22 protein-coding genes are annotated in these 24,426 nt (G+C 64.6%); 8 read left to right on the forward strand and 14 right to left on the reverse strand.

Annotated features, from left to right (window positions below; genetic code table 11):
* From FFS21_RS22105 to FFS21_RS22120, 3 genes are all read left to right on the forward strand, one after another.
* Window positions 1-597: DUF3299 domain-containing protein (locus tag FFS21_RS22105; protein WP_137926872.1), on the forward strand; the 597-nt coding region annotated here is incomplete at its 5' end.
* A gap of 458 nt (window positions 598-1,055) precedes the next feature.
* Window positions 1,056-1,544 carry a DUF4148 domain-containing protein gene (locus FFS21_RS32800; RefSeq protein ID WP_137926873.1) on the forward strand — a complete coding sequence of 163 codons (489 nt, stop codon included), beginning with the start codon at window positions 1,056-1,058 and terminating at the stop codon, window positions 1,542-1,544.
* Window positions 1,545-1,546: 2 nt separating this feature from the next.
* The gene (locus FFS21_RS22120) at window positions 1,547-2,905 is read left to right on the forward strand and encodes a chloride channel protein (RefSeq protein ID WP_137926874.1); all 1,359 of its coding nucleotides are present in this window, start codon (window positions 1,547-1,549) and stop codon (window positions 2,903-2,905) included.
* On the opposite strand, the gene FFS21_RS22125 is transcribed toward FFS21_RS22120, so the two are convergent.
* Window positions 2,902-3,366 (reverse strand): RidA family protein, encoded by a 465-nt coding sequence (locus FFS21_RS22125; protein ID WP_137926875.1) that lies wholly within the window; start codon window positions 3,364-3,366, stop codon window positions 2,902-2,904. The genes FFS21_RS22120 and FFS21_RS22125 overlap by 4 nt on opposite strands.
* Window positions 3,367-3,595: 229 nt before the next feature.
* Here FFS21_RS22125 and FFS21_RS22130 point away from each other — a divergent pair, with 229 nt between their 5' ends.
* The 3 genes from FFS21_RS22130 to lpdA all read left to right on the forward strand — a co-directional run bounded on the left by FFS21_RS22130 (window position 3,596) and on the right by lpdA (window position 7,594).
* Window positions 3,596-4,717 carry an NAD(P)H-dependent flavin oxidoreductase gene (locus tag FFS21_RS22130; protein WP_137926876.1) on the forward strand — a complete coding sequence of 374 codons (1,122 nt, stop codon included), beginning with the start codon at window positions 3,596-3,598 and terminating at the stop codon, window positions 4,715-4,717.
* 236 nt (window positions 4,718-4,953) lie between these two features.
* Window positions 4,954-5,685 carry an SDR family NAD(P)-dependent oxidoreductase gene (locus FFS21_RS22135; protein WP_137926877.1) on the forward strand — a complete coding sequence of 244 codons (732 nt, stop codon included), beginning with the start codon at window positions 4,954-4,956 and terminating at the stop codon, window positions 5,683-5,685.
* Window positions 5,686-5,788: 103 nt separating this feature from the next.
* Window positions 5,789-7,594: a dihydrolipoyl dehydrogenase gene (gene lpdA, locus FFS21_RS22140; protein WP_137926878.1), complete on the forward strand. Its 1,806-nt coding sequence runs from the start codon at window positions 5,789-5,791 to the stop codon at window positions 7,592-7,594.
* 136 nt (window positions 7,595-7,730) lie between these two features.
* On the opposite strand, the gene FFS21_RS22145 is transcribed toward lpdA, so the two are convergent.
* The gene (locus FFS21_RS22145) at window positions 7,731-8,714 is read right to left on the reverse strand and encodes a GlxA family transcriptional regulator (protein WP_137926879.1); all 984 of its coding nucleotides are present in this window, start codon (window positions 8,712-8,714) and stop codon (window positions 7,731-7,733) included.
* A gap of 108 nt (window positions 8,715-8,822) precedes the next feature.
* Between FFS21_RS22145 and FFS21_RS22150 the strand changes: the two genes are divergently transcribed.
* Window positions 8,823-9,464, forward strand: a complete 642-nt coding sequence (locus tag FFS21_RS22150; RefSeq protein WP_137926880.1) for an HD domain-containing protein — start codon at window positions 8,823-8,825, stop codon at window positions 9,462-9,464.
* A 10-nt stretch (window positions 9,465-9,474) separates the two neighbouring features.
* Here the strand turns inward: FFS21_RS22150 and FFS21_RS22155 are convergent, their stop codons facing one another.
* The 10 genes from FFS21_RS22155 to FFS21_RS22200 all read right to left on the reverse strand — a co-directional run bounded on the left by FFS21_RS22155 (window position 9,475) and on the right by FFS21_RS22200 (window position 19,517).
* Window positions 9,475-9,951, reverse strand: a complete 477-nt coding sequence (locus tag FFS21_RS22155; RefSeq protein ID WP_202126826.1) for a response regulator — start codon at window positions 9,949-9,951, stop codon at window positions 9,475-9,477.
* 135 nt (window positions 9,952-10,086) lie between these two features.
* Window positions 10,087-11,106 carry a D-2-hydroxyacid dehydrogenase gene (locus FFS21_RS22160; RefSeq protein ID WP_137926881.1) on the reverse strand — a complete coding sequence of 340 codons (1,020 nt, stop codon included), beginning with the start codon at window positions 11,104-11,106 and terminating at the stop codon, window positions 10,087-10,089.
* A 3-nt stretch (window positions 11,107-11,109) separates the two neighbouring features.
* Window positions 11,110-12,096 (reverse strand): Bug family tripartite tricarboxylate transporter substrate binding protein, encoded by a 987-nt coding sequence (locus tag FFS21_RS22165; protein ID WP_137926882.1) that lies wholly within the window; start codon window positions 12,094-12,096, stop codon window positions 11,110-11,112.
* A 185-nt stretch (window positions 12,097-12,281) separates the two neighbouring features.
* A complete protein-coding gene (locus FFS21_RS22170) occupies window positions 12,282-13,070 on the reverse strand; it encodes a class II aldolase/adducin family protein (protein ID WP_137926883.1) in 789 nt (262 codons plus the stop codon).
* Window positions 13,071-13,120: 50 nt separating this feature from the next.
* A complete protein-coding gene (tcuB, locus tag FFS21_RS22175) occupies window positions 13,121-14,329 on the reverse strand; it encodes a tricarballylate utilization 4Fe-4S protein TcuB (RefSeq protein WP_137926884.1) in 1,209 nt (402 codons plus the stop codon).
* A complete protein-coding gene (tcuA, locus tag FFS21_RS22180; protein ID WP_137926912.1) occupies window positions 14,316-15,731 on the reverse strand; it encodes an FAD-dependent tricarballylate dehydrogenase TcuA in 1,416 nt (471 codons plus the stop codon). The genes tcuB and tcuA overlap by 14 nt, the downstream gene beginning before the upstream one ends.
* Before the next feature lie 215 nt (window positions 15,732-15,946).
* On the reverse strand, window positions 15,947-16,894 hold the full coding sequence (locus FFS21_RS22185) for a LysR family transcriptional regulator (RefSeq protein ID WP_137926885.1): 948 nt from the start codon (window positions 16,892-16,894) through the stop codon (window positions 15,947-15,949).
* Between the two features lie 124 nt (window positions 16,895-17,018).
* Window positions 17,019-17,732, reverse strand: coding sequence for a 4-carboxy-4-hydroxy-2-oxoadipate aldolase/oxaloacetate decarboxylase (locus FFS21_RS22190; protein ID WP_137926886.1), 714 nt, complete (start codon window positions 17,730-17,732; stop codon window positions 17,019-17,021).
* The gene (locus tag FFS21_RS22195) at window positions 17,729-18,460 is read right to left on the reverse strand and encodes a PIG-L deacetylase family protein (protein WP_137926887.1); all 732 of its coding nucleotides are present in this window, start codon (window positions 18,458-18,460) and stop codon (window positions 17,729-17,731) included. Before FFS21_RS22195 ends, FFS21_RS22190 begins: the two co-directional genes overlap by 4 nt.
* Before the next feature lie 52 nt (window positions 18,461-18,512).
* Window positions 18,513-19,517 carry a tripartite tricarboxylate transporter substrate binding protein gene (locus tag FFS21_RS22200; RefSeq protein ID WP_137926888.1) on the reverse strand — a complete coding sequence of 335 codons (1,005 nt, stop codon included), beginning with the start codon at window positions 19,515-19,517 and terminating at the stop codon, window positions 18,513-18,515.
* A 105-nt stretch (window positions 19,518-19,622) separates the two neighbouring features.
* Between FFS21_RS22200 and FFS21_RS22205 the strand changes: the two genes are divergently transcribed.
* Window positions 19,623-20,510, forward strand: coding sequence for a LysR substrate-binding domain-containing protein (locus tag FFS21_RS22205; protein WP_137926889.1), 888 nt, complete (start codon window positions 19,623-19,625; stop codon window positions 20,508-20,510).
* A 70-nt stretch (window positions 20,511-20,580) separates the two neighbouring features.
* Here FFS21_RS22205 and mdtD read toward each other — a convergent pair whose 3' ends face one another.
* On the reverse strand, window positions 20,581-21,987 hold the full coding sequence (gene mdtD / locus FFS21_RS22210; protein ID WP_137926890.1) for a multidrug transporter subunit MdtD: 1,407 nt from the start codon (window positions 21,985-21,987) through the stop codon (window positions 20,581-20,583).
* A 133-nt stretch (window positions 21,988-22,120) separates the two neighbouring features.
* Window positions 22,121-24,235 (reverse strand): TonB-dependent receptor family protein, encoded by a 2,115-nt coding sequence (locus FFS21_RS22215; protein WP_137926891.1) that lies wholly within the window; start codon window positions 24,233-24,235, stop codon window positions 22,121-22,123.
* Between the last annotated feature and the right edge of the window lie 191 nt (window positions 24,236-24,426).

Consider the following 24,426-nt stretch of genomic DNA (forward strand, 5'->3'; position numbering starts at 1 on the left):
TCCCTGCGCATTGCCGCCATGGCCACGGCGGGCGTGCTCGCGTTGATGGCGGCCGGGCAGGCGTTCTTTGGCAAACCCGCGTCGAAGCCCCGTACGCCGCCGGTGGTCTCGAAACCTGCAGCCCCGGCCGCGGCGCCGAGCATCGAAACCGTTGCCTGGGAGACGCTGCGTCCTGCGGACTGGGATCCGATGAAGCCGTTCAAGGGCCTCGACATCGCGAAACTGGAGGACGACGATCCGCGTGCGCAGCAGGCGCTCGACGAGGCCAAGGTGTACTGGCAGAACGCGCCGATGAATCCTGCGCTCGACGGCCGCGGTGCGCGGATGACGGGGTATGTGGTGTCGCTCGAAGGCGAGGGGGAGGCGATCCGCGAGTTCCTGCTCGTGCCCTACTTTGGCGCATGTATCCATACGCCACCCCCGCCAGCCAACCAGGTGGTTCACGTGGTGGCGAACGAAGCGTCACGCAATTTCCGCACGATGGATGTGGTGACGGTCAGCGGCACGATGCGCGTCAAGGCGTCGCAAACGATGATGGGCGATGCCGGCTACCAGTTGACCGGTGCTGCCGTGGAAAATGTGAAGCCCGCATTCTGACGCTGGGCTCGCACGGACGCTCGATGTCATCGGTGACCGCTGGCCGCTGCGGTTCCCGGTCGTGGTGGCGCACTGGGCCAATGGGGCGAGCCGCAGCGCTTCACGCGTGGCGAACGTCACTCGGTATTGATCGACACGCGCACCGGCAAACCTGTGCCGCGCATGGCGCCCATGGACAAGGACGGCAATATCCTGTCGCCCGCCGATACCGAAGTGCACAAGGTGACCTGAGCCAACCTCGCGCAGCAGGCCGCTTATGCCGAGAGTAAGGTGACACTGGACAAGTAGATAGTACGGTCCACCCGCCCCGGTTTGCGGATCGGCCCCGAGGCGTGGCATCCCTGAATCCTGCGTGCGAATCTGAAAATCACGCCCTCCCTGGACGAGCAATATGACTTCCGACGCTTCCACAACGTCGCATCACTTGAAGTCCTAAACCTCTGTGCAAGGAGCACATCATGAAGAAGTTGACCCTGCTCGCCAGCGCCGCAATCCTCGCATTGCCCGCCATGGCTTTCGCCCAAAGCACCGTTCAGAATGGCGCCGAAACCCGCGCACAGGTGCGTGCCGACCTGATCGCCGTGGAGAAGGCTGGCTACGATCCGGCCCTGTCGAACGACAACTATCCGGCTGACATCCAGGCCGCCGAAGCCAAGGTATCGGCCGAGGAAGGCATCCGCGCACCGAAGCCGCTGACGCGCGCCCAGGTCCGTCAGGATCTGGTCAATGTCGAGAAAGAAGGCTACGACCCGTTCCGCACGGACTACAACTACCCGGTGGATCTGCAGAAGGCCGAAGCCAAGCTGTCGCAGGCGGAGGCATCGACGGTGTCGAACGCGACGTATGCCACGCAGCCGCAGGTGCAGGCGAAGATGACGTCGATGAAGGCAGCCACTTACGTGCCGCGTATCGACCGTCCGCGTAACCCGTTCTTCGACGGCGCCTGAGTATGGGTGCAAGGCCACATGACCTGATCGTCGAGCCCGCCGCCGCACGCAATGTTCCGCGTGGCGGCTGGCGCCTGCCCCTGGTAGCGGCGCTGACCGCCGTCGGCGCCGGACTGGGCGGCATGGCCCTGGCGATGCTCCTGCACGCCATCCAGCATCTGGCCTATCACTACAGCATGGCCGAGGTCATCGGCCACCAGAGTTTCCTGTCGGGTGTGGAACATGCCACGCCGCTGCGCCGGCTTGCCGCACTTGTCACGGCCGGCATTGTGGCCGGCGCCGGATGGTTCCTGCTCTATCGTTTCGGCCGCCCGCTGGTGGGTATCCGGCGCGCGGTGGGCGAGGCGGACGTCTCGCTGCCTGCACCACCCCGCATGCCTGTCTTCACCACGGTCTGCCACGCTTTGCTGCAGATCGTCACCGTCGCGCTAGGTTCGCCCCTGGGCCGCGAAGTGGCACCGCGCGAGATTGGCGCGCTCATCGGACAACGCCTGTCGGCAGCATTCGCCCTGCCCGCCCCCTGGCAACGCCGGATAGTCGCCGCAGGTGCCGGCGCCGGACTGGCCGCTGTCTACAACGTCCCGTTCGCAGGCGCCCTGTTCACGCTCGAAGTCCTGCTGCAAAGTTTTCAGCCCTCCACGGCGGTATTGGCGATTTTCATGTCGACCGTCGCGGCATTGGTCGCTTCGATGGGTCTCGGGTCGGAAGTCCAGTACACGCTGCCCGCATTCACGCCGGGCTTGCCGCTGCTTGCATGGGCCGCACTCTTCGGACCGATCGCCGGACTCACCGCCCACCTGTTTGCCAAAGTCACCGCCACTGCACGCCTGCACGCCGCGCGTTCCTGGCGCCTGCCTGTGCTCTGCCTGCTGAACTTCACATTGATCGGCCTGCTGGCGATGGTCTTTCCCGAACTGCCGGGCAACGGCAAAGGTCCCGCGCTGCTCGGTTTCACTGGCCAGATCGCCATCGGCCTCGCCATCACGCTGCTGGCGCTCAAGCTCGCGATCATCTGCTCCTCGCTGCGCGCGGGTGCGATGGGTGGACTGCTGACGCCCGGGCTGGCTTGCGGCGCGCTGATTGGCGTGATCGCCGCAGGGTTCTGGAACATGTTCCTGCCCAATATCCCGGTGGGCGCCTGCGCCGTCATCGGTGGCGCAGCCTTCCTCGCCACGTCGATGCAGATGCCGCTGACGGCCATCGTGCTGGTAGGCGAGTTCACGCATCTGCAATACGACATGCTGCCAGCCGTGGCACTCGCCGTGGTGGGATCGGTGTGTGCGCAGCGGCTGTACGCCGCACACGTGTCCACGCCGGTGCCGGCAGCCGTCGTCCCGGCAGGCACCCGCGGCGCGGCCTAATCCTTGATCTGCGCGATCACCACAAGGATCACCGCTGCATTGCCGGGCTGCTGCGTCTGCGAATAGGCCGCGCGCGCATGTCCGGCCTTGTCGCCCAATACCTCCGCAAACAGGTCCGATGCACCGTCGAGCACGGCGGGTTGATCGAACACGCCCGGCGCGCTCGTGACGTGCCCTTCCACGCGCACGATGTGATCAAGCCGGTCGAAACTGCCGAGATACGCACGAATCTGCGCCAATACATTCAATGCGGCCAGCGCCGCCGCTTGCTTGCCTTCTGCAACGCTCAGGTCGCGGCCCACCTGCCCGGTCCAGGCCACCTTGCCATCACGCAACGGCAACTGTCCTGATATGAACAACAGATCGCCCGCACGGCTGACGGCGGTGTAGCTGCCCAGCGGTTGGGGCGGCGGCGGCAGTGTCAGGCCGCGCGCGGCCAGTTTCGATTCGATGGTGCTCATGGAAGTCTCCGGGTAGTCATTCATCAAAGGATGCGAACCTGCGGCCAACTATAGGAACCGGCACTCCACGGATAAACCCCGGCGCTGGCACATGACTTGATACGCTGAGGAACAACTCAAGTCGCACGCTTTCCCCTATCATCGCGAAATTAGCATTTACATTGCATCTTTCATCTTGTTTCGAGATGAAATCCATCTCGCCGGCTGCGCCTTATCTGGAGACTGCAACATGACTTCGCCCACCTGGTCCGCTTCGTCCGCTTCGATCTTCCTGAACCGTCTCGGCCTGACCTCGCCGATCATCCAGGCGCCGATGGCCGGCGTAAGCACCCCGGCACTGGCCGCCGCCGTGAGCAACGCGGGCGGCCTTGGGTCTCTCGGGGTCGGTGCGATGGATGCCGAAGCCGCCCGCAAGGCCATCGCCGATACCCGCGCGTTGACGTCCAAAGCCATCAACATCAACCTGTTCTGCCATACGCCCGCGCAGGCCGACAGCCAGCGCGAACTGGCATGGCTCGACTACCTCGCATCGGTCTTTGCGGAATTCGGCGCCAAGCCGCCCGAATCGCTGCGTGAGATTTATCAGTCGTTCCAGACCGATAAAGCCATGCTGCAGATGTTGCTCGAAGAACGCCCTGCCGTGGTCAGCTTCCATTTCGGGCTGCCCGACGCTGCCAAGATCCGCGCGCTGCACGACGCCGGTATCTACCTGATGGCGTCGGCCACCTCGCGGGAGGAAGCACGGCTGATCGAAGCGGCGGGCATCGATGCCATCGTCGCGCAGGGTATCGAAGCAGGCGGCCATCGCGGCGTGTTCGATCCGAAGCAATACGACGAAGGACTCGGCACGATGGCGCTGGTGCGCGTGCTGGTACGTGAAACACGCCTGCCCGTGATCGCGGCGGGCGGCATCATGGATGGTGCCGGCATCGCAGCGGCGCTAGCCCTCGGTGCCGTGGCCGCTCAACTCGGCACGGCTTTCGTAGCGTGTCCGGAGACCTCCGCCGATGCCGCGTATCGCGCCATGCTCGCCTCGGCGCAGACACCGCCCACAACACTCACCCAGGCCATCTCGGGCCGCGCCGCACGCGGTTTCACGAACCGCTTCACGGCACTCGGCATGGCGGCTAACGCGCCAGCGGCCCCCGACTATCCGATTGCCTACGATGCCGGCAAGGCGCTCCACGCCGCGGCCAAGGCGCAGGGCTCCGCAGCGTTCGCCGCGCAATGGGCCGGACAGGCCGTGCCACTGGCGCGGTCGCTGCCGGCTGCGGACCTGATGCGGGTGTTGAATGCGGAGTTGGCCGAGACCGTTGATGGGTTGGCGGGATTGCGCGCGACGTTGCGCTGACCACCGGCGATCGTTCGCGATCGCAACCGGTTTTTCTCAGAAGGCTGGCGCCAGTGGCACCGGCCTTTTTTGTTGCGGCGTTGACTGGCCTCGGACTGCACTTGTTCCCCCCACGCACAAGTCTTTGTGCCGCCAGGCCGTTCAACTGAAGCGGGTCGTCACCTAAATTTGCATCCATCGACCACGTCGGTTCGATTGGCAAATCGCCAAGGTCAACCTAGATACGAGATCCCATCATGAGCACGCAAACCACCTCCTCCTCCAACGAAACCAAGGTCGCCATCGTCACGGGCGCCTCGCAAGGCATCGGTGCCGAGCTGGTCAAGGCCTATCGCCAACGCGGCTACCGCGTGGTGGCCACGGCCCGCAGCATCAAGCCGTCCGATGACGCCGATATCCTTGCCGTGGCAGGCGATATCGCCGATGCGGACACGGCCCGCCGCGTGGTGTCCACCGCCATCGAGAAATTCGGCCGCGTGGATGCGCTGGTGAACAACGCCGGCATCTTCATTGCCAAGCCGTTCACGCAATACACCGCCGAAGACTTCGCCACCAAGACCGGCGTGAACCTGGCTGGCTTCTTCCACATCACGCAGCTCGCCATCGCACAAATGGAAAAGCAGGGCCGCGGCCACGTGGTGAGCATCACCACGAGCCTGGTGGACCACGCCATCGACGGTGTGCCTTCGGTGCTGGCCTCGCTGACCAAGGGCGGCATCAACGCCGCTACCAAGTCGCTGGCTGTGGAATATGCCAAGCGCGGTATTCGCGTGAACGCCGTGTCGCCTGGCATCATCAAGTCGCCGATGCACGCCCCTGAAACCCACGCTGCACTGGGCGCGCTCCACCCGATGGGCCATATGGGCGAAATGAGCGACATCGTGGACGCCGTGCTCTTCCTGGAATCGGCACCGTTCGTGACCGGCGAGATCCTGCACGTCGACGGTGGTCAGAGCGCCGGCCACTAAGACGCATCACACATCAAGGGTAAACCCTTAGTCATCCTTCAGGTAGCCGTGAGCGCACTCTCCTAGACTGGAAGCTTTCGCCACGGCTACCTAAGGAACCCTAATGGCCACGATCGAAGTGAAGGTGCCCCAGCTTTCCGAGTCGATTTCGGAAGCTACGCTGCTGCAGTGGAAGAAGAAGCCCGGCGAGGCCGTTGCCGTCGACGAGATCCTCGTGGAACTCGAAACGGACAAGGTCACGCTCGAAGTGCCCAGCCCCGCAGCCGGTGTACTGGCGCAGATCGTTCAGCCAGATGGGGCGACGGTGCAGGCCGAACAGGTCATCGCCGTGGTGGACACCGAAGCCAAGGCCACGGCGGCGGCCCCTGCACCGTCCTCGCCTTCTGCTTCTCCAGTCCCTTCACCAGCCCCCTCCCCTGCACCCTCCTCAACACCTGCACCGGTCGCAGCTTCAGGCGGCGGCGCTCCCGCATCGGCCACGGCCGACTACGATGTGATCGTGATCGGCTCTGGCCCCGGCGGCTACATCGCGGCCATTCGCGCGGCGCAACTCGGCAAGACCGTGGCTTGCATCGAAGAGTGGAAAGACCCCAGCGGCAAGCCTCGCCTCGGCGGCACATGCCTCAACGTGGGCTGCATCCCAAGCAAGGCGCTGCTCGCATCGTCCGAACATTTCGAGCAGGCGCAGCACGATCTTGCGGATCACGGCGTCAACGTCAAGGGTGTCTCCCTGGATCTCGCCAAGATGATCGGCCGCAAGGCGGCTATCGTCGACAAGTTCACGGGCGGCGTGGAGTTCCTGTTCCGCAAGAACAAGGTCACCTGGATCAAGGGACACGGCAAGTTCAAGGGCCGCGCGGCGGACGGCGTGGTCACCGTGGAAGCCATCGAGGGCAAGGACGCCAAGTCCTATACCGCACGCAACGTCATCATCGCCACGGGCTCCAAGGCGCGACACCTGCCTAACGTGCCCGTGGACAACAAGATCGTTTCCGATAACGAGGGCGCACTGTCCTTCGATTCGGTGCCGAAGACGCTGGCCGTGATCGGCGCTGGTGTGATCGGACTCGAACTCGGGTCCGTCTGGCGACGGGTGGGCGCGGAGGTGACGCTGCTCGAAGCGCTGCCGACGTTCCTGGGCACGGTGGACGAAGCCATCGCCAAGGAAGCCGCCAAGCAGTTCAACAAGCAGGGGCTGGCGATTCACCTCGGCGTGAACATCGGCGAGATCAAGACCTCGGCCAAGGGCGTGAGCATCGCCTACAAGGACCGCGATGGCGCGGACCAGAAACTCGACGCCGACCGCCTGATCGTCTCCATCGGCCGCGTGCCGAATACCGACAACCTCGGTCTCGATGCCGTGGGCTTGTCAGCGGACGCACGTGGCTTCATCCCGGTGGACGACCAGTGCCGCACGTCGGTGCCCGGCATCTACGCGCTTGGCGATGTGGTGCGCGGACCGATGCTTGCCCATAAGGCCGAGGACGAAGGCGTGATGGTGGCCGAAGTCATCGACGGCCAGAAGCCGCACATCGACTACAACTGCATTCCGTGGGTCATCTACACCGCACCGGAAATCGCCTGGGTCGGCAAGACCGAAGCCCAACTCAAGGCCGAAGGCCGTGCCTACAAGACCGGCCAGTTCCCGATGACCGCCAACGGCCGCGCGCTCGGCCTGGGACGCCCCGAAGGCTTCATCAAGATGATCGCCGATGCCAACACCGACGAACTGCTGGGCGTACACATCATCTCGGTCAACGCCTCGGACCTGATCGCCGAAGGCGTGGTCGCCATGGAATTCAAGGCAGCATCGGAAGACATCGGCATGATCAGCCACCCGCATCCATCGCTGTCGGAGGTCATGCGCGAGGCCGCGCTTGCGGTGCAGAAGCGGGCGTTGAATATGTAGTTCTATCGACCGCTTCTTGGTTGACTCCCCTCTCCCACTGGCATGGGAGAGGGGAGCGCATAGCAGAGGACGTTGGCCTTTACGACACGCTTGTTTTTCTCCCATAGCGAAGGGCGTTGGAATACTCCGAAACGCCCTACCCCAACACCCCCACAAATCGCTTCCGATAGTCCGCCGGCGTTACCCCCACCACGCGCAAAAATGCCCGCCTGAACGTATCGATGTTCGTGAAGCCGCAGGCTGCCGCTGCCTGCTTCGGCGCGATGATGCCTTCCTCCAGCAATTGCCGCGCGGCGGCTACGCGGGCGCCCTCCACCCAACTCGCGGGTGTGACACCGACCTCTTCCTGGAACAGACGAGACAGATGCCGTGGACTGACGCCGAGGCGTGCAGCCAGGCTGGGGACATCGTGCGGTTCGGCGGGATGGGCGGCGACCCAGCGCTGGAGTTCCTGCAGTGCCGAACGATTGGCAGCGGGTGTTTCGCGGCGACTGAACTGCATCTGGCCACCGGGCCGTCGAAAGAACATCACCAGTTGGCTGGCGACGCGCATGGCGATATCCCGGCCCAGGTCTTCCTCCACGAGCGACAACGCCAGATCCATGCCGGCCGTGACCCCTGCCGCGGTACGCAGCTTGCCATCGCGCACGTGGATGGCATCGGCATCGACAGTGACATGCGGGAACCTTGCGGCCAGCGCGTCGGCGTCGGCCCAGTGCGTGGTGATGCGGCGTCCATCGAGCAGACCGGCCTCGGCCAGCAGGAACGCCCCGCTGCACACCGAACCATAACGCCGCGTCGTCGGCGCCACACGGCGCAGCCAGTCGAGCAATGCCGGGGCCATCTCCGCGTCTGCGGCGTGGGGTGCGCCCGCCACAAGCAGTGTGTGGATGCGAGGCAGTTTGCGCGCCCTGGGATCGTCCTCGATGACGATGTCCGGCATCAGGCGCACCCCCGACGAGGCCCGCACCGGGCCGCGACCAAGCGCCACGAGATCGAGGTGATAGATCTCGGCCCCGGCCTGGCGGTTGGCCTCGGCAAACACATCGAGTGGCCCCGAGACGTCCAGCAACTGCACACCCTCGATGGCGAGCAGGCCAATGTTTCGCGAAGCCGGCATGGCAGCGTCCTGTTAACGTCAGTTTGTCCTATATCGTCGTATTACGACGATTGAAGCCATCCTACCGCGCTCCTACACTCGCTTCAACCCCAAGCGAAGGAGTCCACCATGCGCTTCACCACCGGCGACATCGCCATCCCCGACAGCCAGCTGGCTCGCGAGATCACCGAACTCGTGCGCGATACCGAATCACCGCTGTTGTTCCATCACTCCAGCCGCGTCTATTACTGGGCAGCGTTGGCCGGTAAGCATCGCGCCCTGCGCTATGACCCCGAACTGCTCTACGCAGGCGCCATGTTCCATGACATGGGGCTGACCCATGCACATGGCAGCGCCGACAAGCGATTCGAAGTAGATGGTGCCAACGCCGCCGCGGACTTTTTGCGCAGCCGGGGCATCGGCGAGCGCGAAGTGGAAAAGGTATGGACGGCCATCGCGCTACACACCACGCCGGGCGTCCCAGAATTCATGGCACCTGAAATTGCGCTAGTCACAGCCGGTGTGGAGATGGACGTGCTTGGCATCCGCTACGACACGTTCGCCGATGCGGATCGCGAAGCCGTGGTGCATGCGCATCCACGCACCGAACACTTCAAGGAGGACATCATCCAGGCGTTCTACGATGGCATCCGTCACAAGCCCGATACCACGTTCGGCAATGTCAAGGCCGATGTCATTGCCGACAAGGAACCGCACTTTCATCGTGGCAACTTCTGCAGCGTGATCCGCTGTTCGGCCTGGAAAGGGTGAAGCCGTCGACTCAATCGGTATGAGGGAGACAGGCACGCAGGACACCGGCCAGCATCTCGGCGCTAGCCGGCTTTTCCAGCACCAGATCGATACCAGCGGCCCGGCACGCCCGTTCTATGGCCGGACTCACAGTGGCCGAGATGGCGACGATCGGTAGATGCGGTACTTTGTTACTTTGTTCCCGGCTCCGGACGGATCGGGCCAGCGTGAGGCCATCCATGCCGGGCAGGTCGATGTCGGTCAGCAGCATGGCAACATCCTGCGCCTGCAGCGCGGCCCAGGCCGCATGTCCGTGCTCGCACGACACGACCTCGCACGGCATGGCCGCGCGCAGTTGCTCCGCCAGCGCCATCAGGCAAAACGGATGATCGTCGGCCAGCACGATGCGCGGCAGCTTGTTGACGCGCACGGCAGACGATGCCGTACGCGTGGTGGTGGCCGGCGGCGTAGCGAACGTGGGCTGGACGAACAATGCAAGGCTGGGCATGGCGCGGACCGGACGCATTCCGGATAGAAACAGTGATGGTTGCGATCCCTGTATTGTGCGCGCCACGCTCTCTCGCAGGTTGCGGAAATTTCCGCAAATCACGGTGGAAAGTTCTCAATTTCTCATTTTTTCGACTTACCCCGTGACCCGGTTCATCAGAACATCGCCGCGTGTCCAGCGCCGGAGATTGTCGAGGAACATTTCCACCACGCGCGCGGCGTTGCCATCGGAGAATCCCGCGCTGTGCGGCGTGGCGATGACGTTGGGAAGCATCCAGAGTGGCGACGTGGCCGGCAGCGGTTCATGCGCAAAGACATCCAGATAGGCGCCGCCGAGATGACCATTGCCCAATACCTCGATCAGCGCCGTTTCGTCCACGATCTCGCCACGTGCCACGTTGACCAGGAGCGCACCCGCTGGCAGGCTCTGTAGCGCGGTGCCATCGATCAGCCCACGCGTGCGGTCGGTCAGCGGGCAGGCCAGGATCAGCCAGTCTGTCTGCGGGAGGATCGCGTCGAGGACATCGAACGTGGCCGTGGCGAACCCCTCGCCGGCCGGCGTGGCACGCTGCCTGATCACGGTGACGGACAGGCCCAGCACGCGCAGTACCGCGCCAATCTGCTGGCCGATCGGACCCCACCCCAGGATCGTCGCTCGCTGGCCCTGCAGATCGCGCGGCATGCCGCTACCGATCAGCGGCGCCCATCGTTGCGCGCGCTGGGCATCCATCAGTTGCGGAAAATGCCGGGCCAGCGCGAGCACACCCGCCAGCGCGGTTTGCGCCACGACTCCCGCGTTAGATCCCGACGACGTGGTCACGTCCACGCCACGTTCCCGCAGTTGCAGGAAGATCGCGCGATCCGCGCCGGCCGAGTGCGTATGCACCCAGCGCAACGACGGCGCCTCGCGCATCGCGTTGTAGAACCGTTCCGTGGCCGGCAGGACCTCATGCTTGGTCGACAGTCCCGTGACGTCGCGGGAGACGAAGGCGACATCGGCATCGACGGAGCGCGGATCGTCGATGTCTGGTGCGGACACCGGCTCCCACGCATGACCAGCCATGGCGTTGTCGATGGCATCACGATGGGCATCGAGCGCTGCCATCGACAACAGGATGCGCAGCGGTGCCGCGCCGGATTCGGACCTCGTCGCCATCGATCAATCCACCGTGGCGCCGGACGCCTTCACCACGGCCTTCCACTTGACGAACTCTGCCCGCGTGAAGTCTCCGAACTGTTTTGGCGTGCCGCCCACGGGATCGGCCCCCTCGCGGATCATCTGCGCCTGCAGGGACGGCAGGATCTCGTTGACCGTCTTGTTCAACCTCGCCACCACCTCGGGCGACGTACCCTTCGGTGCGAAGAAGCCAAACCACGATCCCGCCTCGAACCCCGGAAAGCCCTTCTCCGCGATGGTGGGCAGATCTGGCAGCGAGCGTGACCGCTTGGCGCTGGTCACTGCCAATGCCCGCAGCTTGCCGGCCTGGATATGGGACATGACCGAAGGAATCGTCGCAAACATGAACTGCACCCGGCCGGAGAGCAGGTCGTTAAGCGCATCGGCGCCCTTGTAGGGGATATGCGTGGCCTGCGTGCCCATACGCTCGGTCAGCATGAATCCCGACAGATGCGATGACGTGCCCACGCCGGTAGAGCTGTAGTTGAGCTTGCCGGGATTCGCCTTGGCATAGGCCGCGAATTCTTCGAACGTCTTTACCGGCAGCGACGGATGGACCACCAGCACATTCGGCACATCGGCGATCTGCACCACAGGGACGAGATCGGTCAGCGGGTCGTAGTTGAGCTTCTTGTAAAGCGTCTGGTTGATCGAGATCGGTCCCACCGAGTTCACAAGCAGCGTGTATCCGTCAGCCGGCGCACGCACCACGTACTCGGTGCCGATATTGCCGCCTGCACCGGGCCGGTTGTCCACCACGAACGACTGCTTCAATCGTTGTGCCATCTGCTGGCTGACGCTGCGGGCGAGCATGTCTGTTGTGCCGCCGGCGGTGAAGGCCACTACTACGCGAACGGGCTTGACGGGATAGTCGTCGGCCATGGCAGGCGTGGCCACTGTCACGCCCAGAGCCAGCGCGCAGGCCGTGAGCAATCGGGAATGCAGCGTTGGGGGGACGATTCGATGCATGGTTGTCTCCGTAGAATTTTTTGTTTTGTATTGTTTTGCTCCCCTCTCCCACGCAGTGGGAGAGGGGTTGGGGGAGAGGGCAACGAGGTTCTGCTTGCCGACCTGTCTCAATTTGCACTGCTGGCCCTCTCCCCCGCCTCTCTCCCGCTTGCGGGAGAGGGGAGAAACCGGGAGAAAACCGAGGCTCAATCCCGATATCCCGGGTCGATCCGGTCCAGCTTGCGCAGCAGAGCTGGCCACTCCATCACGCCATAAGGCCGACGCGTGCCGGGCTGGTAGTTGTTCCACGTTTCCTGCAGCACATCGGCGGGCACTTCCTGGAAAGGCGTGTTGCACGACATCGCCGCTACCTGCGAGCGGCAGGCCAGTTCGAGCCGGTGCATCCAGTTGAATGCCTCGCCCACGGTGTTGCCCACGGTCAGCGCGCCGTGGTTGCGCAGGATCAGTGCCTCGCCCCGGCCCAGGTCTTCGATCAGCGATGCCTGCTCGGCGGTGTCGAGCACCACGCCCTGGTAGTCGTGGTAGCCGATCTTCAGGAAGCGCATGGACGTTTGCGTGATTGGCAGCAGTCCGCATGCGAGCGAAGACACCGCCATCGACGCCCAGCTATGGGTGTGGATCACGCAGGCCACTTCGGGGCGCGCATGGTGGACGGCGCTGTGGATTACGTAGCCCGCCTTGTTGATGCCGTAGTTCAGCTCACCGAAGTCAGGCTTCGACAGGATCTTGCCGTCATGGTCCACCTTGATCAGGCATGAGGCGGTGATCTCCTCGTACATCATTCCGTAGGGATTGATCAGGAAGGCATCGTCCTCGTCCGGTACGCGCACGGAGATGTGGTTCGCCATCATGTCGGCCATGCCGTAGAGCTCGACCAGCCGGTAGCAGGCGGCCAGATCCACGCGCGCCTGCCACTCCGCCTCGCTGCACTGGTCGCGCATCGACGGGATGTTCAGCACACCGGGTTTCGTCATGGGGGTGTCTCCTGGATGGGGTTCGATTGGGTATGTTGTTTGCCCGAGATTCAATCCGAGCCGAGGGCAAGATCAGCCGGCCGGCGTTTCTCGATATGGAACTTGAGCAGCGCAGCACTGCGGAAAATGCCGTGCGCGAACTTGCCATAGGGCAGCGTGGCGAACAGTGCCATCACGATGCCCAGGTGTATGGCCAGCAGCGCGGCCATGGCGCCGGTATCGCGGAAGGCAAGCAGAGCCAGTCCGCTCGCGCTGGTCAGCAACAGCAGCGCGATAAAGCCACGGTCCATCGGCTTCTGCGCAGCGTCCATCGTCTTAGGGTCCCGACGCAGGTTCAGCCAGAGCAGCCCGGCCGGCCCGATCAGCAGACCGATACCGCCTGCGATGCCCAGCAGCACCGGCACGCTCGTGACCGGATATGGCGCGTGGAGATCCAGCAGGTAGTGATACAGCGTAGCCACCGTGGTAGCGGCAAAGCACAGCATGAAGCCGTAGAACGTGAAATGGTGGAAGCGGCGACGCAACAGCGTGAACGCATCGTCATCGTTGTTGCAGCCCTTGCCATGACCGCCATCCAGATACTTGAGCCGCAGCGCATCGTGTGCTGCACCACCGGCCGCCGCACCGTGCGATTCCCCGTCGCGCGTGCCCGGCGTGACCTGCCGCCAGAACCGCGTCACGCCGATACCCAGCGCGAGCATCGCGAACAGGAATACCGCACCGAACATCGCGGCCAGCAGGTTGTGCGGAAAGATCGCGTAGAAGTTGCCGGCCAGCGGCGCGTGCCACAGCGAGCCGCGCATGGCCAGCACCATCAGCAGGAACAGCACCAGACCACCGGCCAGCGCCAATGCCACGGTCATACCGGCGCGACGATAGAGTCCGCCGAGCACCGCCGGGAACGCGAAATCTCCGTAGGTCTGTACGCGCACCTTCGCCATGGCCTGCGGAATGTTGACCGCGAATTCGTGCGGCGGCGCGTACTGGCAGGCGTGATAGCACGCGCCGCAGTTGTGGCAGAGATTGGCAAGGTAGTGGATATCGGCTTTCGGGAACTCCAGCCGGCGCGTCATCGCCGGGAACACGGCGCAGAATCCTTCGCAATAGCGGCATGCGTTGCAGATCTGCAGCGTGCGTGCCACTTCCTCTTCGTCCGCAGTCAGCGGCAGCAGGCCATGGAGTCCACTGGCGCCAATGGTGTCGATGTCGCCGTTGGCCAGCGCCGCCGCCTCGCGCGTCAACGCTTCAAGATGTTGCATAGTCCTTTTCCTGTGATGCCACACCCGTTGCAGCGCGTGCTGCCTGGGTGCCCGCGATCCGGCCGAATGCGGTGCCGATGGCCATGCCCACACCGGCCGTGTAGCCCTTGCCGAGCACGTTGCCGGCCATCATCTCGCCCGCCACGAACAGGTTGTCGCTAGGCTGACCGCCAAAATGCACGGCCGCCTGGTCGTTGACCTTCAAACCCAGGTACGTGAACGTGATGCCGGGCCGCAGGGCATAACCATAGAACGGCGCGGTATCGAGCGGACGCGCCCAGTGCGTCTTGGCCGGGGTCACGCCCTCGGTGTGGCAATCGTCCAGCACGGTGTGATCGAAATTTCCCACGCGGCAGGCGGCGTTGTATTCGCCGATCGTGCGCATGAAAGTGGCCTCGTCCAGCCCGAGCTTGCGGGCGAGTTCGGGCAGCGTGTCGGCCTTGACACCGGGGAACACCGGCGGCATGAAGCGGCCCACGGCCTTGGCGTCGATGATCGAATAGCCGATCTGCTGCGGCTGCTGCGCCACGAGGCGGCCCCAGATGGCGTAACGCTTGGGCCAGAAATCTTCGCCTTCATCGTAGAAGCGCTCGGCATTGGCGTTCAGCACCACGCCCAGCGACACACAATCGATCCGCGTGCAGATACCGCCGTCATAGAGCGGCGCGCGCGCGTCGATGGCCACGCAGTGCGATTGCGACGGATCGCCGATGGCGTCGGCGCCCGCCTCGATCATGTGCTTGAGCAGCACGCCCATGTTGAAACGCGTGCCACGGATCAGGAAGTTGTCGGCCGGCCATTCCCCGCGCTCGTTCTGACCCCAGGCTTCGCGCAGCCATTCACGATTCGATTCGAAGCCACCCGCCGCCAGCACGCAGGCACGCGCCGCAATGCGCTCGTTGCCGATGTACGCCGCGACGAAGCGACCTCCGTCCAGTTCGATGCGATCGACCGGCGCGTTGTAGCGGATGCTCACGCCCAAACGCTCCGCGCTGCGGTAATACGCGTTGACCAGCGCCTTGCCACCACCCATGAAGAACGCATTGGTGCGCGCCACATGCAGCGCGCCCGATAGCGGCGGCTGGAAATTCACGCCATGGCTGCGCATCCAGTCGCGGCAGGTCGATGACGCCCGAATCGCCAGGCGCGCCAGCTTTTCGTCCGTCAGGCCGCCCGTGACCTTGAGCAGGTCCTGCCAGTATTCCTCTTCGGGATAGGCATCGATCAGCACGTCCTGCGGCGCGTCGTGCATGCAGCGCAGGTTACGGGTATGCGAGGAATTGCCGCCACGCCATTCGCGCGGCGCGGATTCGAGCAGCATCACGCTGGCGCCCGCTTCACGGGCCATCAGCGCCGCGCACAGCGCAGCATTGCCGCCGCCGATCACCAGTACATCGATCATCGGCGAACTCATGCGCAAGCACCCTGCCGGCAGGTCTTTTTGAGGAGTGGGAACACGATGTTTCATGCCTTCGTGGGTCTGTGCAGCGACTGTATCCGCGCGACGGATCGCTGCTAAGCCCTTGTCTGGCATGGGGGCATCACGATTTGTGATGGCTGACGGGAGACCGGCAAGTGCTGCCGGGGCCCACTACGCGCCCGAGTAATTCCTGCCTTTCAGGCAACCCCCTCCACCAACCTCGCTCCCCGCCACTCTCCTGATCGCACCAGTCCGCGCGCGATGTCGCCCAGCACTACGCGCAGGGCCAGGGCGGCTGGCGAGAGTTCGTCGTCGGATAGGCTGCAGAGCAGGTTGCGGCGCATGACGGCCGGGTCGTCTATCTGGGCGAGGTGGAAGCGCGTGGCCGCGTCGGGATAGCGGCCCACGGCGGCCCACGGTTGCAGCGTGGCGCCGAAGCCCATGTCGACGGCGTCCATGAGCATGGCCAGGGAATCGACTTCCTGCGTCACGTGCGGCGCCACCTTGGCGCGGGCGAAGGCGGCATCGAGCGTGCTACGCAAGCCGTGTACACCCGTGGGCATGATCAGCGGCACCTCGGCGAGGTCCGCCATCTGGCACAGCGTTGGCGGATCGGCCTTGCCTTGTGGCAGTGCCTGGCGTGACTGGATCAGGAACAGGGTTTCCTCCAGCAGCGGGATGACGGTCCAGCGGCGCGCGGCGTGGGTATCGAACAGCACGGCCAGGTCGAGCTGGCGCGCGTTGAGCATGGCGGTGAGATGGCCGGAAAGGCTTTCGACAACATGCAGCCGTACGTCGGGATAGCGCTCGCGCATGGCGCGGATCAGCGGCACGCCGATCACCGATGCCGTGGTGGGAGCCAGCCCCACGCTGACGGTTCCGGAGAGCCGGGCCTGATGCGCGGCGCGGCGCGCCTGTTCGGCGTGGCGCAGCGTGAGTTGGGCTTCGTGGAAAAAGGCGAGGCCCGCCTCGGTGGGCGTTACGCCCTGCGGCGTGCGCCGCAGCAGCCGCGTGGCAAGCTCGCCTTCGAGACGGCTGATCTGCTGGCTGACCGCGGACTGCACCATGTCGAGTTCAAGCGCGGCGCGGCTCATGCTGCCGAGTTCCACGACACGCACGAAGTATTGAAGCTGGCGCAGTTCCATCTGTCTCCCCAGGGCTTGGCCGATCCGCCCGGCAACACGGTTACGCAGGCGTTCGGCTTGTCGTTCTGGGGCGTCTTATACCAGATGCAGCGCGGCGAATGGTGCTTCTCGCGCTTTGGTTGCCTCAGGCTTCGTCGGCCCCGCTGTACCAGTCCACGGCCTGATCGGAGTAGACCAACCCCTTGGCGGCAAGTCCCGGGCGCATGTTGTACATGTCGAGTCCGAGTACGCCCGATGCAAGGGTCTCGCGTTTGGCGCCTTCGAGTGCCTCGCGCTCCAACGCCTTGCGCGCCACCTCGCCGGCCTGCGGACGAGCAACCACCACCACGCCATCGTCATCGGCCACGATCACATCGCCGGGCCGCACCTGCGCGCCAGCACAGATCACGGGCACGTTGACCGCGCCCACGGTTTCCTTGACCGCGCCCTGTGCCGAGATCGCGCGCGACCAGACCGGAAAGCCCATCGCGTTGAGCGTGGCAACGTCCCTGCAACCAGAGTCAAGGATCAGACCACGCGCGCCGCGCGCCTTCAGCGACGTGGCCAGCAGATCGCCGAACACGCCATCGGTGCAGTCGCTGGTCAGCGCCACCACCAGCACGTCGCCGGGCTGGATCATCTCCACGGCCACGTGAATCATCCAGTTGTCGCCGGGATGCATCAGCGCCGTCACGGCACTGCCCGCGATGGCCGAGCCCGACTGGATCGGACGCAGGTACGGCTTCATCAGCCCCGTGCGGCGCTGGGCTTCATGCACCGTGGCCACACCGAGCTTGCCAAGCGTCTCGATATCGCGCCCATCGGCGCGCAGGATGTTGCGATAGGCAACCGTTCTCATGCCAACACCTCCGATACTTGCGGAAAGACGCGTGCGTAACCTTCCCCATGCTGGATCTTGCGATCCGAGTTGCGCGTGGCCTGCGCGCCGCGCTGCAACGCCACGCGGGTGTAGTACTCCCACAGGTGTTCCTGCGCGGCCATCGTCGTGAACGCGCGCTGCTTCTTCTCCCACACCGAGGAGATATCCAGCAGCACATCGGGCTTCCAGTTGCACTGCTCGGGCTGATGCGGCTCGAACAGGAACACAGGCGGCGCGCCGATCACGGGCACCTCGGGCTTGTAGCCATGCGCCTGCGCAATGACGCGGGCTTCCTGCGCGACGTGCGTCGCCAGCGGATGGTCGAAGTTGTAGATGTCTTCGCGCGAATGGCTCAACACCAGTTCCGGGCGAATCTCGCGGTAGATATCGGCCAGCCGCAGCAAGGCTTCGTCGGGCACGCGCAGCGGGTAATCGCCAAGGTCGAAGCATTCCAGCGTGCCGCCGAGAATGTCTGCCGCCTTCTGCGCTTCTTCGAGACGCGCCGCCTTCACGCGCTCGATGGTCATGCCGGGCTGGCGCCACATCTTGGCCGATTCACCGCGCTCGCCAAACGAGAGGCACGCGATGCGCACGTGGTAGCCGCGCTCCGCGTACAGCGCGATGGCACCGCCCGCACGCCAGACGAAATCAGCCGCGTGGGCGCTGACGACGAGGATCGAAGGCCGGGGAGAGATTTGCTCGGACATTGGGGACTTCCAGTTTCAATCGTTGATGCTTGAATGCGGGTCAATCAGGGGCTCAATCAGCGGTGATCCCGGCCTTCTTGATCACGTGCTGCCACGTAGCCGTCTCGGTCTTCACGAACTGGCCGAACTGCTCGGGCGTGCCGGACACGATGGTCACGCCAAGCTGGTTCAACTGCTTGCGCACCTCGGGGTCAGCCAGCGCCGTATTGGCCGCCGCATTCAGTTGCTTGATGATCGGCGCAGGCGTCTTGGCCGGTGCCACGAGGCCCCACCACACCGACGCCGTGAAGTTCGGCAGCCCTTCCTCCTTAGAGGTCGGCACGTTCGGCAGCAATGCAGAACGGTTGGCGCTCGCCACCGCCAGTGGGCGCAGCGTGCCAGCCTTGATATGCGCCACCACTTCCAGCGGATTGATCGGCATGAACGTGATGCGCTCGCCGATCAGGTCGGTGATGGCCGGCGCGCCGCCCTTGTACGGCACGTGCAACACATCGATATCGGCGGCGTCCTTGAGCAGTTCGCCGGCAAGGTGCCCGGAACTGCCATTGCCCGCCGACGCATAGTTGAGCTTGCCCGGCTGCGCCTTGGCCTGCGCCACGAGTCCCTTCAACGAGGTGATGCTCGACTTGGCTGGCACCACAACCACCAGCGAGGCTTCGCCCACGCGCGCCACCGGCGTGAAATCCGTGGCCGGGTTGAAACTGAGCTTGGGGAACAGCGCGGCGTTCGTGGCCAGGCTGTTCGACGCCATCATGATCGTGTAGCCATCTGCCTGCGCCTTGGCCACGTAGTCGAGGCCGATATTGGTGCTGGCGCCCGGACGATTGTCCACGACGATGGGCTGCTTGAGCACGATGCTCATGTGCTGGCCCACGGCGCGCGCCACGATGTCCACGGCGCCGCCGGCGGCATACGGCACGACCAGGCGGATCGGCTTGTCAGGATAGGCGTCGGCGTGCGCCACGGCACTCCCCAAAGCCAGCGCCGCCGCCAGCGAAACCAGCATGGGGCGGCTCCCGCCCATTGGAAAACGAATACGAGCGAGCCCGCGCAGCATGGTTGTCTCCTGTGAGTCTTGGTTTAGAACGTGCTCGCATTCTGAGTTCGGGTCGTGATACTGTCCAATACGTTTTCAGATGGCTTGTTATTCCGAATCCCTATCATGGACTTTCGCCAACTCCGTTATTTCGTGGCTGTGGCCGAGGCGCTGAGCTTCAGCGAGGCAGCCCGGCGCCTCCACATCAGCCAGCCGCCACTGAGCGTGCAGATCAAGGCACTTGAGGATGAATTGGGGAGTCTGCTGCTGGAGCGCTCCCGCCACCACGTGGCGCTTACCCCGGCTGGCGAACTGTTCCTGGAGAAAGCGCGCGCCGCGCTGGCCAACCTGGACGAGGCGCGCGAGGTGGTGAAGCAGGTGGCATCCGGCGAGGCTGGCGAGATTCGCGTGGGCTTTACCGCGTCGGTGCCGATGCAGGACATGTTCCCGCGCGCCGTCCATGCGTTCCGCGAGGCGCATCGCCATGCACGGCTCGAACTCGTGCATCTGTCCACGGGGCAGCAACTGCAGCAACTGGAACACGGCGAGATCGACATCGCGTTCCTGCGACCTTCCCCTCAATTCCGTCCACCCGCGAGCATCACCGTGCGCGAGGTGTTGGTGGATCGGCTCGTCGCCGTGCTGCCCGTTGCGCATCCGCTGGCCGCGCAGGATGCCGATATCGATATCGGTGCGCTATCGGCTGAACGTTTCTTGCTGTTCCCGCGCGGACTCGGCTGTGGACTGTTCGATCATGTGACGACGCTGTGCAACCGCGCAGGTTTCGCAGCCAACGTTGCACAGGAAGCGAGGGAAGCCACCACGATCATCGGTCTGGTGGCGAGCGGTGCGGGGGTATCGGTGTTGCCGGAGATTTACTCACGCACCGGGATTCCGGGCGTAGCGTATCGGCCGATCGCGGGGCCGGATGCGGCCAGCCATATCTTGATGGCGCATCGGACGGGGGTGCTGTCGCCGATCATGGGGAGGTTTGTGGGGTATTTCGGGAACTGACTCACTGATGGTCTGCTCCCCTCTCCCACAACGTGGGAGAGGGGAGCAAACCAAGAGAGAACGAGGTAAATCAAACCTCTTCCGACGGCTGTGCCTTCGCTGGCACCGCCACCTCCGCGTCCAACTGCATAAAAATCCACGCCGACGCCGACGTAATCAGCCCCACGCACAGGAACGTTGCATGGAAGGCGGGCAACACATCGAAGTGATGCGAGCCGATACCCGCCTGGAACGTCGCGAGCAGCGCCCCGGCTGAGGTCACCGCCAGGCTCATTGCCAGCATCTGCACCATCGACAGCATGCTGTTGCCGCTGCTGGCCGTCACGCCGCTCAGGTCCTTGAGCGTGACCGTGTTCATGGCCGTGAACTGGATCGAATTCACCGCACCGAAGATCGCCAGTTGCAGCAGCGTGAGCGGCAGTGGCAACGTGGGCGAGATCAGCGCGAACGATGCCATCACCAGTCCGACGACGAACGTGTTGACCACCAGCACGCGCCGGTAGCCGTAGCGTTCGATCAGCCGCGTCGCCAGGCTCTTCGACGCCATGCCGGCCACCGTCACCGGCACCATCATCAGGCCGGCATTGAGCGGCGAATATCCCAGGCTGATCTGCAGCGTCAACGGAATCAGGAACGGCATGGCGCCATTGCCGATCCGCGCGAACAGGTTGCCCATCAGCCCTACGCTAAAGGCATGGATACCGAACAACTGGAGCGGAAACAGCGGCATGGTGCTGCGGCGCGCGTGGAACACGTAGGCGGTGAGCGCCGCCATGCTCGCGATCAACAGCATCAGTACCGTGGCGTGCTGGAAGCCCATGCCCGCCAATCCGTCGAGCGAAAAAGACAGCGTCACCATCGCGATGGCCAGGAACGCGTAGCCGGCCACATCGAATCGCCCGATGCCGGGCAGCCGCGCGTTGGGCATGTAGCGGATGGTGGCCAGCGCGCCGATGATGCCCACGGGCACGTTGATCAGGAAGATCCAGTGCCACGAAAACGTCTGCGTGATCCAGCCACCGAGTGTCGGGCCGATCAGCGGACCGATCATGCCCGGAATGGCCACGAAACTCAGCGCCTGCAGATACTGCTCGCGCGGAAATGTACGCAGCACCGACAAGCGCCCCACCGGCAGCAGCATCGCCCCGCCCGCGCCCTGCACCACGCGCGCGGCGGTCAGGAACGGCAAGGTGGGCGCCCACGCGCACAACAGCGATCCCAGCACGAACAGACCGATGGCAATCTGGAAGATCGTGCGCGTGCCGAACTTATCGGCCAGCCAGCCCGACGCCGGAATGATCACCGCCATCGTCAGCGAATACGCGATGATCACCGACTGCATGCGCAGCGGGCTCTCGCCCAGACTGCGCGCCATCGACGGCAACGCGGTGTTGACGATGGTGGAGTCCAGCGTCTGCATGAAGAACCCCACCGCCACCACCCACAGCATGATGCGCAGCTTGGGATCGTGAGGCATGGAAGCAGAATCGACGGGGGGTGTGACGGACGGCATGACGGCTGAGGGCGGGGGCTGCCGGCGTGATGCCGGCCAGAACCGCCACCTTAGGCGCTCATCACGGCGCTGGCAAGGGGGGGCACGATGACCGCTGCTACATCGATGCCCGCAATCCCACGAAGAATCGCCGCCCCGGCGCGGGTTCGTAGTAGCGCCCGTTGGCCTCGTTGACGATGACCGAGCCGATGTAGTGCCGGTCCGCCACGTTGTCGATGCGCCCGAAAACGTAAAGCTGCGTGGCCCCAACCTTGAACGTGTAGCCGGTCTTCAGGTTGACGATGAAATAGCCCGGCGCGGCCTGCGTGTTGAGATCGTCCGCGTAGACCTTGCTGTCCGCCTTGGCTTCCACGCCCACCATCCATTGTCCCCACGGCCGGTAGGCCACCTCGGCGCCAAAGCTATGCCGTGCCGTGCCCGGCAACCGGTTGCCCGCCGCCACGGTCGCGCCCTGCGCGTTGACGAACGATTCGCCGAAGTACGCCGACAAATAGGTATAGCCGAGTCCTGCGGTCAGCCGCTGTGCCGCGCCAAACGCGCCGCGCCAGCCGAGTTCCAGTCCGCGCCGGCGCACGCCGTCCACGTTCTGGTAGACCGTGCGGCCGTTGTCGTTGGATTGCGGCACCACCTCCGAATGACTATCTGCATCGAACAGCGCCACGTCCACCCGCTGGCCGCCCGACTGCCACTTCATGCCGATCTCGCCCTGTCGGCTGGTGGATGCCTGCAACCCCAGGTTCGCGCCCGTGCCGCCCGGGCCATAGGCCACCTCCGTCAGCGTCGGCGTCTCGAAGCCACGCCCGAGATTGGCGTAGACATTCAGCGTCTCGTGCGCATGCCAGACGGCGCCGAGCACCGGACTGACGTTGTGGTACGTGGACGTGCCGCTGTCGTCAGGGCTGGCTGCCGTGATGTAGTGATCGTCGATCCGCAGCCGCACCATGCTGGCACGCATGCCGCCAACGATTTCCCACGCTGGATGCACGGTCCAGTTGAACTGGGCGAAAGCACCATAGTCTGCCGCTTCATCAGTCTCGTCACGACGCAGCGCGCCCTGCTGGCCGTTGTTGTTGACGTAGCCATGGCGGGCATCGCGCATGCCATTTGCCTCGATACCTGCCGTCCATTGCAGCGGCAGCCCGTTGGCCGTGGTCTTGCGCGTCCACGACAGGGCACCGCCTCCGTAAGTACGATCGAGATCGACGATACCGCCCGCCGAGGTCGGCGCCGCGCCACTGAACCCGAGCCGCTGGGTCAGTTGCCGACCGCCGCCATAGAGCCGGAAGTTCAGGTTGTCCTGCTCCGTCAGTCGATGCTCGACCACCACACCGGCCTGCGTCTGCTCCACGTCCTTGCCAGTATTGAACTGCGTGGCGGCGGCAATCGACTGGCGCGGATTGGCTTCGGCCTGCGCGCGGGTGAGCCCGAGTGGGTCTTCGGCCAGCGGCTGGCTGAAGTAATTGAACTGGCCGGTGATCTTCGTGGATGTGGTCGGCTGCGCCACGATCTTGGCGTTGAGTTGATAACGGCGCGCCGCGCTGTGATCGCGATAGCCATCGGTCTGGTAGGTCCACGCATCGAGCGTGGCACCGAGCTTCTCATTGCCGCCGCCCAGCATCACACCGGCCTGCCACTGTCCATCGGAACCAAACCCGGTGGAGGCGCGCCCGGTGAAGCCGGACTTCGGCGGATCGGGCGTAAAGACCTGCACCACGCCGCCCGACGCATTGCCATACATCTGCGCGAACGGTCCGCGCAGGATTTCCACACGGCTGGCATTGGCGAGGTCGAACGTGGACGCCTGCCCTTGCCCGTCCGGCATCGTGGCCGGGATGCCATCGACAAACAGCCGCACCCCGCGCACGCCGAAGGTAGAGCGGCTGCCAAACCCGCGCACGGCAATCTGCAGATCCTGCGAATAGTTCTGGCGGTCGCGCACGGCAATGCCGGGGCTGGTCAGCGTCAGTTCGGACAGGCTGACCAGTGGCGACGTGGCCGTGAAGGGATTGACCGGAATACTGTCGATGGCAGCGGGCGCATCGAAGCGGCGCTGCTCGGCGCGGTTGGCGCTGACCACCACATCGGGCAGCGTGGTCTCGTCGGCCCCGGCTGGCAACGACAGCGTGGACAGGACGATGGCGGGCGGCAGGAGCCAGCCCTTCAGCGCAAACGAGACAGACAACGAAAGCGGGGACCTGCCGGTAGCGTGCATGGGGCGCGTTCCGCAAAGTGGAAACCCGAGGGAATGCTTTCTTGCGCGCCAGGCTCTCGACAGGACTGTGACCCCCGGCGCGTGGCGCATAGTCTACCGGCACTTGCCTCGCCTGCGCCGTCGGGCAAACGCTGACATGCGACATGCGCACGACGTCTGGCGATGCTACCCTCGCGGCACCACAGCCCTCC

The sequence above is a fragment of the Cupriavidus sp. 2SB genome (assembly GCF_005503625.1).
Classification (GTDB): Bacteria; Pseudomonadota; Gammaproteobacteria; order Burkholderiales; family Burkholderiaceae; genus Cupriavidus.

Bases quoted from the DNA above. Each gene is read 5' to 3' on its own strand.
- FFS21_RS22215 (WP_137926891.1), bottom strand. From the start codon at position 24,235: ATGCACGCTACCGGCAGGTCCCCGCTTTCGTTGTCTGTCTCGTTTGCG.
- lpdA (WP_137926878.1), top strand. From the start codon at position 5,789: ATGGCCACGATCGAAGTGAAGGTGCCCCAGCTTTCCGAGTCGATTTCG.
- FFS21_RS22125 (WP_137926875.1), bottom strand. From the start codon at position 3,366: ATGAGCACCATCGAATCGAAACTGGCCGCGCGCGGCCTGACACTGCCG.
- FFS21_RS22165 (WP_137926882.1), bottom strand. From the start codon at position 12,096: ATGCATCGAATCGTCCCCCCAACGCTGCATTCCCGATTGCTCACGGCC.
- FFS21_RS22170 (WP_137926883.1), bottom strand. From the start codon at position 13,070: ATGACGAAACCCGGTGTGCTGAACATCCCGTCGATGCGCGACCAGTGC.
- FFS21_RS22130 (WP_137926876.1), top strand. From the start codon at position 3,596: ATGACTTCGCCCACCTGGTCCGCTTCGTCCGCTTCGATCTTCCTGAAC.
- FFS21_RS22120 (WP_137926874.1), top strand. From the start codon at position 1,547: ATGGGTGCAAGGCCACATGACCTGATCGTCGAGCCCGCCGCCGCACGC.
- FFS21_RS22205 (WP_137926889.1), top strand. From the start codon at position 19,623: ATGGACTTTCGCCAACTCCGTTATTTCGTGGCTGTGGCCGAGGCGCTG.
- FFS21_RS22200 (WP_137926888.1), bottom strand. From the start codon at position 19,517: ATGCTGCGCGGGCTCGCTCGTATTCGTTTTCCAATGGGCGGGAGCCGC.
- FFS21_RS22155 (WP_202126826.1), bottom strand. From the start codon at position 9,951: ATGCCCAGCCTTGCATTGTTCGTCCAGCCCACGTTCGCTACGCCGCCG.
- FFS21_RS22190 (WP_137926886.1), bottom strand. From the start codon at position 17,732: ATGAGAACGGTTGCCTATCGCAACATCCTGCGCGCCGATGGGCGCGAT.
- mdtD (WP_137926890.1), bottom strand. From the start codon at position 21,987: ATGCCTCACGATCCCAAGCTGCGCATCATGCTGTGGGTGGTGGCGGTG.
- tcuB (WP_137926884.1), bottom strand. From the start codon at position 14,329: ATGCAACATCTTGAAGCGTTGACGCGCGAGGCGGCGGCGCTGGCCAAC.
- FFS21_RS22160 (WP_137926881.1), bottom strand. From the start codon at position 11,106: ATGGCGACGAGGTCCGAATCCGGCGCGGCACCGCTGCGCATCCTGTTG.
- FFS21_RS22150 (WP_137926880.1), top strand. From the start codon at position 8,823: ATGCGCTTCACCACCGGCGACATCGCCATCCCCGACAGCCAGCTGGCT.
- tcuA (WP_137926912.1), bottom strand. From the start codon at position 15,731: ATGATCGATGTACTGGTGATCGGCGGCGGCAATGCTGCGCTGTGCGCG.
- FFS21_RS22145 (WP_137926879.1), bottom strand. From the start codon at position 8,714: ATGCCGGCTTCGCGAAACATTGGCCTGCTCGCCATCGAGGGTGTGCAG.
- FFS21_RS22135 (WP_137926877.1), top strand. From the start codon at position 4,954: ATGAGCACGCAAACCACCTCCTCCTCCAACGAAACCAAGGTCGCCATC.
- FFS21_RS32800 (WP_137926873.1), top strand. From the start codon at position 1,056: ATGAAGAAGTTGACCCTGCTCGCCAGCGCCGCAATCCTCGCATTGCCC.
- FFS21_RS22195 (WP_137926887.1), bottom strand. From the start codon at position 18,460: ATGTCCGAGCAAATCTCTCCCCGGCCTTCGATCCTCGTCGTCAGCGCC.
- FFS21_RS22185 (WP_137926885.1), bottom strand. From the start codon at position 16,894: ATGGAACTGCGCCAGCTTCAATACTTCGTGCGTGTCGTGGAACTCGGC.